A 12,217-nucleotide genomic window follows, 5' to 3' on the forward strand; every position below is an offset into this window, starting at 1 on the left:
CCGCATGTAAGCCGGATGAGTGGTTCGGCCTGACGGCATTTGCTGCCGCAGTCTTCCAGTCGACCGGAAATCAGCCCGCCTTGAGGACTGTCCGCGCGGCGATATCCTGGCTGCCTCCGATGAGGTCCCGCAATCCGGCTTCCTCCGGGCTCATCGTCGACGAGGCGATGGCGCCGAAGGCAGCGGCTGCGGTGATCGTGCGGGCAGCAGCGTCGGGCAGGCTGTCGGGACCTTCCAGCCGGAATGAAATCGGCGAGAGCGGTCCGAAGAGCAGCGCGCGCTCAAGTCCCGGCCAGTGGCTCCTGTCCGGCTCGACATGGGCGTTACGTGCGAACAGCACCGCCATGTCGTGCATCGCGACGCTACCGGGACGGCTGCGCCCGGCGCGGCTCCGCGCGAGGCCTGCTTGCAGCTCGCTCGCAGAAGGTGCCGGCACGGTGCCCGCCCAGGCATAAGCGATCCAGCGCGCCTGCAGCTCCAGGACAGGAAAGGCCGGCCCGACAAGGTCGTAGAGACCTGCGAAGGCGAGGCCCGGAAGATCCGGGTGAAAGGTGTGGTCGCACAGGTCGGCATGACCGTCGTCCAGACCGAGGCAGTCTGCAATCTCGCTCGAGAGGAAGGGCAGCGACAATCGGAAGCCGGTGCCGAAGAGGATGGCGTCGACGTCGCGGCTGCTTCCGTCGGCGAAGAACACCCGTCTTCCCTCGATGCGATCGGGCCACGGCCGAGCCGCGATCCGCGCCTCGGCGACCAGCGGCAGGAAATGCTGCGACTGGGTGAGACCGGCGGCGAAGATGTCTTCGTCGGGAATCATGGCGCCATATTGAGCGGGATTGCCGGCGGTACTCACGACTTTCCTCTTGAGACCTTCGGCAAGCATGTCCGGTGGTAGTGTCTCGCCCGCCAGGGCAGCTGCGCGCGTAAACATCACATGGTCGGTGGGGACGCCGGCGATGAGCTTCGGCAGGACATATCTCTGCCTGCGATAGCAGGCCGTGACACTGTTCGCGCCGGACAGGGCGAGATCGGATGCTATTTCGAGCGCACTGATGGAACAGCCGGCGACCAGTACGTCCTTTCCCCGGTAAAGGGATGCCCCCGGATAGCGGGCCGTATGCATGGCACCGAGCGCGCCGGTGAAGCTCTCCTGTCCGCGGATGACGGGCAGGTGGGGAGCGACGTATCGACCGCTCGCGACGACGACCCGCGCAAATCTCTCCGTACGGGTCGAGCCCGCAGACGTGGAGACGACCAGGTAGCCGGCCCCATCCTTGCGCAATTGCTCGACGCGGCTGTGCCAGCGGGTATGGCCGGCTAGGCCAAAGAGTGCCGCATATCGCTCCAGATAGGCTTTCACCCCTTCCCTGGGCGGGTAGACCGCACTCTCCACGGGGTGATCCAGATCGGAGAAGCTCGTCAGGATGCGACTGGTGTTGGTACGCATGCCGGGCCAGGTGGCGCTGAGGGCTGAAGCGGCGTTCCACTGGCCTCCGAGGCTGCCGGAGGCCTCGAACAGCACGGGCTCGAAGCCGCGAGCCGCGAGCCAGCGCGCCGTCACGAGGCCGGCCGGCCCTGCGCCGATCACGGCGACGGCCTGGGGATGGATATCGTCTATGTACGGAGAGTTCATGGCGAAGTCCTTCTTGGGGGAGGACTGCGGCCTACACGTTCAGGCCCGGTGTCTGTTCCTAAATCCTTCCTAAACGACGTGCCGCGCTTCTTAAAATATTGCTATTCTCCTCTTCCCGCAGGCGGAAAAACTCGATGCGCTTCGATCCCGAGATTGCTGCTTTCATGACAAGTCCGGTGATGATCATCACGGGAACCTGCAGCGATGCCCGCGTGCCGGAAATCGGGCGGGCGGTTGGTGCCATGGTCGATGCCGAGGAGGGGTGGGTCGACCTGCTCATCTCCGCCTGGCAGTGGCCGGGGACTGTCACGAACATACGGCAGAACGGCCGCCTCGCGGTCACATTCGCCCGCCCGGCCGACTACGTGTCCTATCAGGTAAAGGGCCGGGCAGGCGCCATACCGGTCGACGAAGGGCATCTCGTTCGTTCCAGATGGTATGTCGGAGCCACCGCCGAGGTTCTTACCGCCCTGGGCGTCGCTCCAGCTTTGGCGGCGGAATGGCTCATAGAACGCGATCCGACGGCCTTTCGCCTTCATGTCGATGCGATCTTCTGGCAGACACCGGGTGCCAAGGCCGGCCAGCGACTCGGAGAGCTGGGGTGACACCGCGTCTTCGTGATTTGCAGGCCTGCTTCGAGGGCGTCATTCCATCGATTATCGCCACGGCCGCAGCCGATGGCACACCCAACATTTCCTATCTCTCCCACGTGGCTTTCGTCGACGACGACCATGTCGCGCTCTCCAACCAGTTCTTTTCCAAGACGGCGGAGAACATCAGGACCAATCCCGTCGTCGCCATCCTGGTAGTCGATGCCCGCGACGGACGGCAATTCCGCTTCGGGGCGGTCTTTGAGCGCTCTCTCGACGGTGGTCCCCTTTTCGAGGAGATGGCTTCCCACCTCCGGGCGGCGAGCGCCCAGCTCGGCATGGCGGATGTCATGCGGCTGCGCGGCGTCGATATTTTCCGGGTTACCTCCACGCGGCGGATACCATCGCCCGATCATCGTCCCGACCCAGCGCCGGCCACCGGCTCACCGCTGGCGGCCACTGCGGACCTCGTGCAGAGATTGTCGGCCGAGACGGAAGTGGACGCTGTCATCGACACGATCCTGGATGGACTGCGCGACAGCCTTGGCCATGCCAACGCAATGATCCTGCTGAAGGATCCGCTCGCGGAACGTCTCGTGGCGATAGGCAGCCGCGGCTACGAGACGACCGGCGTTGGTGCCGAAGTGGCGATCGGGGAAGGGGCGATCGGCATTGCTGCCGCGGAACGGCGCCCCATCCGCGTCAGCGACATGAGTCGGCTTCGCCGTTTCGGTGCGGCGATCCGCGCCTCCGAGGCAGAAGAGAACAGGACCCGATCCATATCGCTGCCGGGTCTGCCGAATGCGATGAGCCAGCTCGCCTTGCCGATGATGGCGCAAGGGCGCCTGCGGGGCGTCCTGCTGGCGGAGAGCACGGCGCGCCTGGCTTTTTCGAGGGAGGACCAGGCCGCCCTGGCCATCGTCGCGGCCCAGGGGGGAGCGGCGCTGGCATTGGCGGAAGAAGAGGCATCCGAGCCGCCGCCTCCCCAGACGGCTGGGGCGGGCAACCACCTTCCCGCCGGACCCGCCTTCAGGGTGGTGCATCATGCCTATGACGACAGCGTGTTCATCGACAGCCAATACCTGATCAAGGGGGGGGCGGGACGGCTGCTGCTGCACCTGCTCAAGCTCCATCGACAGGAGGGGCGAACCGATTTCAACAACCGGGAAATTCGGTTGTGGAGCGGCCTGCGCCTGCCGGATTTCAAGGATAATCTGGAAACCCGTCTCCTCCTCCTGCGACGGCGCCTCGATGACAAGAACGCGCCGGTGCGCATCGCCCGCATCGGGCGGGGACGCATAAGACTGCTCCTGTCGGGGCCGCCGATGCTGGATGACGCGATTTCGTGATCGCCCCGGAAGGGCGATGAAGACGTCCCATGCCGTCGGGCAGTCCGTCACTCTCCCGGCAGAGGGAACAGGGAGCTGGCTTGGCCAAGGGCCTGCCGCCTTGCCTCGGCTGGCGGCATGCGGAGCGGCAGATGTTTAGCCGGAACGTCGCGGCTGGTTGCAAGCGAATACATCTGGTCGAGCCAGGGCCGCACGACGGCCGCCCCGGCGCTCATGGCCGGACAATAGTCGCGCCGAAATCTCTCCGCGGCTTCGGCGATTTCGTCCCGAATGGCATCCTCGTCGACCAGGGTGAGGCGACGGTCCCGCATGGCGACGCGTCCTGCGACGATCGAGGTGCGGACAGCTTCCGAGTTGACGCTGAAGGCGATCTGGTTCCGGATATCGTGCAGCGGCAGGAAGCCCCAGTCGCGGCGGTCGAGGAGGATGATGTCCGCCTTCTTGCCGACCTCGATGGAGCCGACCTCATCCTGCATAAGGCCGGAGCGCGCGGCATTCATCGTCGCCATCTCGTAGACCTCGTGGGCGGAAACCCATTCGCGGTAATCATGGGTGCCGATCTTGTGGATGCCGGCGGCGGCCTTGATCGCCTGGAAGATATCGGCGGAATCGGCGGACGCCACCCCGTCGCAACCAAGCGCCACGTTGACGCCGGCTTGCTTCAGCATGCGCACCGGGGCGACGCCCGAACCGAGCTTCAGATTGGCGAGGGGGTTATGAGTGATCGAAGCGCGTGCGTCTCCCATCATCTCGATATCCTCGTCGGTGAGCCAGATCGCGTGATTCATCGTCAGCCGGTGGGTCATGCAGCCGACCGCCCGCAGATAGGCGGGCAGCGTCATGCCGTATTTGAGCTCGCCGGTCACGGCTTGCGTCTTCGTCTCGAGGACATGGCAGTGCATGGGCAGGTCCATGCTCTCCGACAGGCCGGCGACGTCCTCCAGGAGCGCGGCCGAGCAGCGCTGCGGGCCGCAGGGACCGAGGATGATGCGCATGCCGTCCCTGCCGTGCCAGCGGCCGTGAAGCTCATGGAACAGCGCGATCTGCTCGGCCCGGCCGGGAAGAGGCAGGGCGGCGAGCCTGGTCTTCAGGTCCTCCGGCATGATCTCGGCCACGAATGGCAGGCTCTGCAGAAATCCTTCGTCCCACATGGAAACGGTCAACCAGCCTTTGAGGCCGAGGTCGCGATAGGCGCTGGCGGTCGCATCGACTGCGTCCGGGGTGAAGGCCATGTTGATCACGTCGTCCTGGAGCGACGTGACGCCCGAGCGGATCGAGACGATGCCGACCAGCATGGCGCGCAGATAATGTTCCCGCCATGACAGAGTGGGAGCGCCGAAGGGTGGATAGACCTCGGACAGCCAGATTTCGAGGGGAAGATTGTCGTACCGCCCCATCTCGAACCCCTCGTTCGAGTGCATGTGTGCGTCGATGAAGCCCGGCAGGACGATGCCGTCCCGGGCGTCGATGGTTTCGAGGCCGGGGTAAGTTGCAGCCTTTTCGGAAAGATCGCCGCCGATCGCCACGATCGTCTCGCCATCCACGAGAATGTCGCCCGCCTCCAGAAGCGTGCCGGCGGCATCGTTGGTCCGGACCAGGCCCTGTCGGATAAGAAGCGGCATTTGAACTTGTCCTTGATGCTGGGGCCGGACACCGGGACTTGGCCCGGGCCGATGGGCCGTGGGATGGGAAGGGGTGAGCCGAGGTGGCCGCCAGCCTACCTGGTGCTCGTCTCCAGACCGGACAGGATCGAGGCCGAACCGGCCACGAAGCCGAAGCACTGGCGCACATTGTAGAGCGTCGCCGCCATGCAGAAATCCGGGGACGTGGTGGCGGCGCAGTCCTCGACGAGCAGGCAGTCGTAACCGCGGAAATTGGCGTCCTGAAGTGTGCACAGCACGCACTGGTCAGCGTTGACGCCGCCGAAGAGCAGCGTGGTGACGCCCAGGTTGCGCAGGATGCTGTCGAGAGCCGTGTCCTGGAAGCCGGACATCCGGTACTTGGCGACGTGGACATCCTGCGGTGCGGTAGCCAGTTCGTCGACGATGGCCGCCGCCCAGCTGCCGGCTTCAAGCACCCGGGCGCCGGAAACGGGCAGGGGATCGCCCAGTCCGATTCCCTCGCCCGTGGGCTTGTAGACATGCAGCAGGGCCGGGCTCAGGTTGAGCCGATCCGGGCGGTTCCCCCAATTGACCCAGATGATGGGAACGTCGGCAAGACGCAGCCGCGGCAGCAGGGACGCCAGCGGGCCGATCGGCGAACGAGCGGGTGCGACGTCGACGCCCTGGTGCGCCAGCCATCCCTGGGGGTGGCAGAAGTCGTTCTGCATGTCGATGACGATCATCGCCGTGCGTGCAAGGTCCAGCGTCAGTCGCTTGGTTCCCGCATCGACCTCGATGGGTCGGGGAGGGAGCGGGGAACGAACCAGGACGGCGCTGTCAGAGGAGACCTGCCACTGGTTTCGGGGGCTGGAGCCGAGGGCATGAAGGGGCGGTCTTGTATCCATGTCGATGCCGTGTCGTCAGAGGCCGGCGAGGACGCGATAGTCCTCTTCGTCGAGCTCGACCGGCTGGCCGCTGCGGATCAGTTCGGCAAATCCCTCGTTGGGGGTCATCACCGTCAAGGTGTAGAGCTTGCCCTCGCCGGTATTCTGGATGACGTGCTCGCTGCCGGGACGCAGCAGGAGCGCGTCGCCCTTGCGGATCGGCATCGTCTTGTCCTCGCAGCGGGCGATGCCCTCGCCGTGAAGCACGTAGAAGAATTCGTGGGCGCCGGCATGCTCGTTCGGCGGCGTCGCGCCACCCTTGGTGAAGATCTCCACAACGAAGATATTCTCGATCCGGTCTTTCGCCTCATCGAACAGGAGCGCGAAATAGTTGGTGTCGTTTGGTCCGATGCGGAAGGCCTTCGCCGTCCGGGCGTTCTCGAAGCTATATTTCTGCATGGCGGGCGTCTCCCGATGGGGTTCGGTCATTCTTTCTGGTAGGCGATGGTGAGGGCGCCGGGCTGCACCGCCTTTCCGACGAGGCCGGACATGGCCAGGATGGTCAGGAGGTAGGGCAGGGCCAGCAGGAGCTGGGCCGGCACGGCGCTCTGGAAGAGTTGGAGGGAAAGCTGCAGCGCGTCGGCCGCGCCGAAGATGAAGGCGGCCATCATCGCCTTGAGCGGATTCCATCGCCCGAAAATGACGATGGCGAGCGCGATGAAGCCCTGGCCGCTGACGATATTGTCCCGGAAGAGGCCGATCTGCGCCGTTACCAGATAGCTGCCAGCGAGCCCTGCCGCCGAGCAGGACAGCAGCACTCCGATCGTGCGCATCAGCGGAACGCGGATGCCGGCCGCATGGGCCGCGCGCGGGTTCTCGCCGACGGCCCGAAGCGACAGACCGAAATGCGTCCTGAAAAGCACGATCTGCGCGATCACAACGAGAAGCAGGGTCAGGTAGAGCGGTAGGGGTTGCTGGAACAGCACCGGCCCGATGCCCGGCAGAGTCGAGAGGACTGGTACCTGTATCGGTTCGAGCATTGCTATCGTTGGGGAAGAGGCATGCCCGAGGACGAGTTCATAGACATAGCTGGCTATGCCGCCCGCGAGGATGTTGAAGACGATACCCACCACGACCTGGCTCGCGCGAGCGCGGATATAGAGAAAGGCGAGCGGCAGGCCGACAAGAAGGCCCGTCACGCCTCCCGCGAGAAAGCCCAGGCCGGTCGAGCCCGTGTAGACTGCCGTCAGGTAGCTTCCGAGGGCACCGAGCAGCACCGCGCCTTCGATGCCGATGTTGAGGACACCGGATCGCTCCGCGAATATCTCCCCCAGGGCAGCCAGCAGAACGGGGCCGGCCAGCCGCACCGCCGCAGCGAGCCAGGTGATGAAGAAGGCGGCGTCGAGGCTCGAGATAGCCGTCATCTCGTCACCTTCACCGTGGGCGCGACACCTTCCTCGCCACGTCGTCCGGGCAGTACGAGGCGATAGTGTCGCAGCAGTTCGCTCGCCAGCACCAGGAGCACGACGAGGCTTTCCAGGATGAGCACGGCCGAGGTGGGAAGGCCGGATTCGCGCTGCATGGCATTCCCTCCCACTTCGAGCCCGCCATAGAGAATGGCCGTGGGAATGACGGCAAGCGGGTTGAGCCGGGCCAGCAGCGCGACGACGACCCCGATGAAGCCGACGCCGCCTGCCAGGCCGTCCATCAATCGGTGCTGTACGCCGAGAACCGCGCACAGGCCGGCGAGGGCGGCCAGCCCGCCGCCGAGCCCGGCTGCGAGCATCTGGCGTCGGGCTACCTCCACGCCGCCATAGCGGGCGGCGCGGGGATTGAGGCCGCTGACGATGATCTCAAAACCGAGGGGGGTCGCTCGCATGAGCACCCAGACGACGAACGAGAGCGCCACGGCGATCAGAATACCCGCATGCGTCCTCCCCTCGGTGAGGAGATAGGGCAGCCATGTTTCCGCAGGCAGGCGCTGCGTCTGCGGCAGGTCACCCACCGCACGCATGGGGCCGGAAACGAGATATTGCACCAGCAGGGCGGCGACGAAATTCGCCATCAGCGAAATCAGGACGTCGTTGCCGCCGAAGCGCACGCGAAGATAGGCGACGGCGCCCGCCCAGACGGCGCCGGCCGCGAAAGCTGCCGCAAGCACGAGGGGCCAGAAGAGGAGGGACGACAACGCCCATGGGAAGCCTCCGGGCAATCCGCCGAGGGCAACCCATGCAGCGGCTGCGGCTCCTACCAGGAAGCAGCCCTCGAAACCGATATAGCCGAGGCCGCTGCGCCAGGTGACGATGGTCGCCTGCGCGACCAGGATCAGGGGCGTCGCCTGCACGAGGCTTTGCCCCAGCCCGCGCGGGGATCCAAACCCCTCGCCCAGCAGATGGCCGTAGGCTTCGAGCGGGTTGGCGCCATAGGGCAGGAAGAGGAGACTTGCGAGGGCGAAGGCGCAGGCCACGGCCAGCAGCGTGGTGAAGGCGATGGTCTGCCGGGAATCGGTGGGAGCCAGCCGGCGTTCGAGCAGTCTAGGCATGGAGGCGCCCCGGTTCGATCATGCCGGGTTCGAGCGAGGCAGGGGGCTGCGCCGCGAGGCTGCCCGCCATCAGCAGACTGAGCCGTTCCATCGTCGCGGTCTCGGCGTCGAGAATGCCGGCAACCCTGCCTTCGAACAGGACCGCGATGCGATCGGACAGGTTGACGATCTCCTCCAGTTCGGCCGAGATCATCAGGATCGCGCACCCGTTGTCCCTTGCCTGGAGGAGGGCCTGCCATACGGCCTCCACAGCGCCGACGTCGAGACCACGGGTAGGCTGTTCGACCACGAGCAGGCGCGGCTCTCTCAGAACCTCACGGCCCAGGATGAGTTTCTGCAGATTGCCGCCGGAGAGCTTGCCGGCCTCGAAGGAGAGGCCAGGCGTCCGGACATCGAAATGGCCGATGATACGCCTGGCCCTTTCGGCGATGGCGCCGCGATCGAGGAACATGCCGCCCCAGGCCGTGTAATTTCCATGGTCGCCTAGAATGGCGTTGTCGGCTATCGGCAGCGCGGTCAACGAGCCGGTGCCGCGTCGGTCCGCCGGAATGAAGCCGATGCCGGCGTTGCGGCGGGCGGCGGGCGCGGCGTCAGTGATGTCTCGGCCTTCGACGGCGATGCGGCCGGCTCCGACGGCGCGCAGGCCGAGCAGCGTCTCCGCGAGCTCGGACTGTCCGTTGCCTTCGACGCCAGCTATGCCGAGAATCTCGCCGGCCCGCACCTCCAGGCTCACGTCCGAGAGCTTGGGCCGCCCCATCCCGTCGCGCAGGCTGATCGCGTCCACGTCGAGCACGACAGGACCGGGCCGGGCGGGTTGCCGGGTGACGCGCAGCACGACGTCGCGCCCGACCATGCGGCGGGCGAGGTCTCTTTCCGAGGTCTGGCCGACGGCCAGCGTATCGGCGACCCTGCCGCTGCGCATGACGGTGACGCGATCGGCAATCGCCATGATTTCATGCAGCTTGTGGGTCACGATGATGATGGAGCGGCCTTCGGCGCGCAGTGAACGCAGGGTCCCGAACAGCGTCTCCTTCTCAAGCGGCGTCAGCACGGCCGTGGGCTCGTCGAGGATCAGCAGGCGGGCATCGCGATAGAGGAGCTTCAGGATTTCCACACGCTGCTGCACGCCGATCGGGATATCCTCTATGCGTGCCTGGGGATCGACGGCGAGGCCGTGAGCCCTGGAGATCGCGGACAGCTTCTCGGCAGCTCCGGCCAGATCGACGAGACCGCCTCGCCCCTGCTTCAGGCCGAGGACGACGTTTTCCACCACGCTCATGGGACGGACCAGCATGAATTCCTGATGGACCATGCCGATGCCGAGCCGGATCGCATCGCCCGGCTCGCGGATGGCGACAGGCTTGCCGTCGACCCGGATCTCTCCTTCGTCGGCGTCGTACAGACCATAGAGGATCTGCATGAGCGTGCTCTTGCCGGCGCCATTCTCCCCCAGCAGGGCGTGGATCTCGCCGGGCTGCACGGTCATGTCGACATGATCGTTGGCGAGAACCCCGGCAAAACGCTTGACGATGCCGCGAAGCTCCACGAAGGGACGCGTAGTGGTCATATCCGCTGGGCCGTCAGGACTTGATGACGGTCTTCACATCGATCTTGCCGCTGTCGATATCCGCCCAGATCGCCTGGAACTTCGACCAGCTGCCCGCGTCGATGAGCTTGGGATTGTAGGGCTGGGAGCCGCAGACGGGGGTCCAGCCTTCGGTGAGCTTGAGCTGCCATTCCTCGCCCCCGAGGAACTTGTCGCCCGCCACCGAGTGGCCGACCTCCCGGACCAGCCAGTCCAGGTTTTGCTTCAGATTGGTCGCGATGAAGTCGGGAGCCACGTCCGTCTGGTCCGCGAAGGAGCCGATGGCCTTGACCTTCGCGGCGGCCGCGCCCTGCAGGGCGCCCAGGCCGGTGACGTCGGCGGTATGCCAGATGACGTCGGCACCGTTGCCGATCATGGTGGTCGCGGCTTCACGGCCCTTCGCGGCATTGTTGTAGTCGCCGGTCACGATGCCGAGGCCCTTGAGGCCGGAACGTGTCGCTTCCGCGCCGGCGATGAAGGCGTGCATCATGGCCTGCTGGGTCGGATTGTCGCCGCCGCCCACGACGCCGACGGCCTTGCCCTTCTCAGAGATCAGCGCGGCGAGCGCTCCGGCCGAGTAGGCCGCCTGGAGATAGGCCATGTTGACGAATTCGACGTTCTTGGGAGCGTTCTCGCCGGGCTTGAAGGTGGAGGCGAAGAATTTCGACTTGGGGTAGTCCGCGCCGATCTCGGTGAAGGCGCTGCCATATTCGAAGCTGTGGCCGATGATGAGGTCGTAGCCGTCGTCGCCGTACCCGCGGATGATCTGTTCCATCTGCGCCTGCGGCACCTTCTCGCTATAGGCGACCTTGTAGCCTTCGGCCTTGAGGTCCTGCAGTCCCTTGAAGGCGAGGGTGTTCCAGCCGCCGTCGGCGACGGAACCGGGCAGCAGCAGCGCCACGCTCGCCTTGGCGTCCGCAGCGAGCGCCGAGCGGCCGGGCAGAAGTCCTGCGAGAGGCGCGAGGGCAGCCCCGGCCATGAATTGCATGAGATGACGACGCGACAGAGCGCTCATGATTACGTTCCCCGGTTTCTTTTGAAATTCTCGGGATATTGAATGCCGCTTTGTGCCGCCTTAAAAGCATTTTGATTCGCACTTATTGATGCCTTTTCGGCATCGGTCGGAATTGCCATGCTCCATGCTCGATTATTGACCTATCTGGATGAAGTCGTGCGGGCCGGATCCATAAGAAAGGCGTCTGCTCGCCTCAATGTGGCATCCTCGGCGATCAATCGGCAGATTTTGGCCCTTGAGACGCAACTGGGGACGCCGCTGTTCCAGCGCCTGCCCAGAAAGCTGGTCCTCACGGCGGCGGGCGAGGTCCTCATCCGGCATGTTCGCCAGACGCTCAAGGAGATGGAGCGCACGCAGGGCAAGATTGAAGAGTTGAAGGGCCTCAGGCGGGGCGAGATAACTCTTGCACTGATGAGCGGTCTCGCCGCCAACCTCGTACCGCGGGGCATCGCGGAGTTCCGGCGCAGCAATCCGCGCGTGAAGATCGTGCTGCGTCTGCTTACGACGGGCGAGGAAATCCTGGCGGCCGTTGCCGGCGGCGAAGCCGATCTAGGCCTCGGTTTCGACTTCATGCTCAACGCCAATCTCCGGCTGCTGGCGAGCGCGGTCAGCAAGCTGGGAGCGGTGGTCGCACCCGGCCACCCGCTCGCCGATCGCCAGATGCTGCGGATGAGCGATTGTGTCGGCTATCCACTGGTCATTGCCGATCGCAGCATGGTGATCCGGCCGCACCTGGATGCGATCTTCGCCAAGACGCTCGTGGAGGTGCAGCCCGTCATCGAGACCAACTCCATCGAGGTGATGCGGCATGCGGCGATGCTCGACCAGGGCATCACCTTCCTCACCCCCTTCGATATTGAGTTCGATCGCAGGAGCGGCCGCCTCGTCTACATTCCCATCCACGAGTTCGCGCGCGAGGCGCAGACGCTCATGCTGGTAGGCCACGATCGCGGCACGAGCGCGATCGCGAGCGTGTTGGCCGAAATGATGAAGGCCATGATGAAGGAACTGGGCTGACGCG

General features: G+C 65.4%; 11 protein-coding genes. 3 read left to right on the plus strand and 8 right to left on the minus strand.

Going from position 1 to position 12,217, the window contains the following annotated elements; translation table 11 throughout:
* Positions 1–70: 70 nt before the first annotated feature.
* Positions 71–1,630, minus strand: coding sequence for a flavin-containing monooxygenase (locus AC6H34_RS17205; RefSeq protein ID WP_497539534.1), 1,560 nt, complete (start codon positions 1,628–1,630; stop codon positions 71–73).
* Between the two features lie 134 nt (positions 1,631–1,764).
* On the opposite strand from AC6H34_RS17205, the gene AC6H34_RS17210 reads away from it, so the two are divergent.
* Positions 1,765–2,235 (plus strand): hypothetical protein, encoded by a 471-nt coding sequence (locus tag AC6H34_RS17210; RefSeq protein ID WP_497539535.1) that lies wholly within the window; start codon positions 1,765–1,767, stop codon positions 2,233–2,235.
* Positions 2,232–3,569, plus strand: a complete 1,338-nt coding sequence (locus tag AC6H34_RS17215; protein WP_497539536.1) for a GAF domain-containing protein — start codon at positions 2,232–2,234, stop codon at positions 3,567–3,569. The genes AC6H34_RS17210 and AC6H34_RS17215 overlap by 4 nt, the downstream gene beginning before the upstream one ends.
* A gap of 47 nt (positions 3,570–3,616) precedes the next feature.
* On the opposite strand, the gene AC6H34_RS17220 is transcribed toward AC6H34_RS17215, so the two are convergent.
* The 7 genes from AC6H34_RS17220 to AC6H34_RS17250 form a co-directional block, all read right to left on the minus strand.
* The gene (locus AC6H34_RS17220) at positions 3,617–5,191 is read right to left on the minus strand and encodes an amidohydrolase family protein (RefSeq protein WP_497539537.1); all 1,575 of its coding nucleotides are present in this window, start codon (positions 5,189–5,191) and stop codon (positions 3,617–3,619) included.
* A gap of 95 nt (positions 5,192–5,286) precedes the next feature.
* The gene (locus AC6H34_RS17225) at positions 5,287–6,075 is read right to left on the minus strand and encodes a cysteine hydrolase family protein (protein WP_448148691.1); all 789 of its coding nucleotides are present in this window, start codon (positions 6,073–6,075) and stop codon (positions 5,287–5,289) included.
* A gap of 15 nt (positions 6,076–6,090) precedes the next feature.
* Positions 6,091–6,543 carry a cupin domain-containing protein gene (locus AC6H34_RS17230; protein ID WP_448148690.1) on the minus strand — a complete coding sequence of 151 codons (453 nt, stop codon included), beginning with the start codon at positions 6,541–6,543 and terminating at the stop codon, positions 6,091–6,093.
* Positions 6,540–7,478, minus strand: a complete 939-nt coding sequence (locus AC6H34_RS17235; protein ID WP_497539538.1) for an ABC transporter permease — start codon at positions 7,476–7,478, stop codon at positions 6,540–6,542. Before AC6H34_RS17235 ends, AC6H34_RS17230 begins: the two co-directional genes overlap by 4 nt.
* Positions 7,475–8,596 carry an ABC transporter permease gene (locus AC6H34_RS17240; RefSeq protein WP_497539539.1) on the minus strand — a complete coding sequence of 374 codons (1,122 nt, stop codon included), beginning with the start codon at positions 8,594–8,596 and terminating at the stop codon, positions 7,475–7,477. Before AC6H34_RS17240 ends, AC6H34_RS17235 begins: the two co-directional genes overlap by 4 nt.
* The gene (locus tag AC6H34_RS17245) at positions 8,589–10,163 is read right to left on the minus strand and encodes an ABC transporter ATP-binding protein (protein ID WP_448148687.1); all 1,575 of its coding nucleotides are present in this window, start codon (positions 10,161–10,163) and stop codon (positions 8,589–8,591) included. The genes AC6H34_RS17240 and AC6H34_RS17245 overlap by 8 nt, the downstream gene beginning before the upstream one ends.
* Positions 10,164–10,176: 13 nt before the next feature.
* Positions 10,177–11,196 (minus strand): BMP family protein, encoded by a 1,020-nt coding sequence (locus AC6H34_RS17250; RefSeq protein WP_497539540.1) that lies wholly within the window; start codon positions 11,194–11,196, stop codon positions 10,177–10,179.
* A gap of 117 nt (positions 11,197–11,313) precedes the next feature.
* Here AC6H34_RS17250 and AC6H34_RS17255 point away from each other — a divergent pair, with 117 nt between their 5' ends.
* Complete coding sequence (locus AC6H34_RS17255; RefSeq protein WP_448148685.1) at positions 11,314–12,213, plus strand: LysR family transcriptional regulator; 900 nt, start codon at positions 11,314–11,316, stop codon at positions 12,211–12,213.
* Positions 12,214–12,217 lie beyond the last annotated feature (4 nt).

The sequence above is a fragment of the Labrys sp. ALF-8 genome (genome assembly GCF_059699065.1).

Coding starts and splice junctions, on each gene's coding strand:
- AC6H34_RS17205 (WP_497539534.1), bottom strand. CDS start 1,630: ATGAACTCTCCGTACATAGACGATATCCATCCCCAGGCCGTCGCCGTG.
- AC6H34_RS17210 (WP_497539535.1), top strand. CDS start 1,765: ATGCGCTTCGATCCCGAGATTGCTGCTTTCATGACAAGTCCGGTGATG.
- AC6H34_RS17220 (WP_497539537.1), bottom strand. CDS start 5,191: ATGCCGCTTCTTATCCGACAGGGCCTGGTCCGGACCAACGATGCCGCC.
- AC6H34_RS17225 (WP_448148691.1), bottom strand. CDS start 6,075: ATGGATACAAGACCGCCCCTTCATGCCCTCGGCTCCAGCCCCCGAAAC.
- AC6H34_RS17230 (WP_448148690.1), bottom strand. CDS start 6,543: ATGACCGAACCCCATCGGGAGACGCCCGCCATGCAGAAATATAGCTTC.
- AC6H34_RS17235 (WP_497539538.1), bottom strand. CDS start 7,478: ATGACGGCTATCTCGAGCCTCGACGCCGCCTTCTTCATCACCTGGCTC.
- AC6H34_RS17240 (WP_497539539.1), bottom strand. CDS start 8,596: ATGCCTAGACTGCTCGAACGCCGGCTGGCTCCCACCGATTCCCGGCAG.
- AC6H34_RS17245 (WP_448148687.1), bottom strand. CDS start 10,163: ATGACCACTACGCGTCCCTTCGTGGAGCTTCGCGGCATCGTCAAGCGT.
- AC6H34_RS17250 (WP_497539540.1), bottom strand. CDS start 11,196: ATGAGCGCTCTGTCGCGTCGTCATCTCATGCAATTCATGGCCGGGGCT.
- AC6H34_RS17255 (WP_448148685.1), top strand. CDS start 11,314: ATGCTCCATGCTCGATTATTGACCTATCTGGATGAAGTCGTGCGGGCC.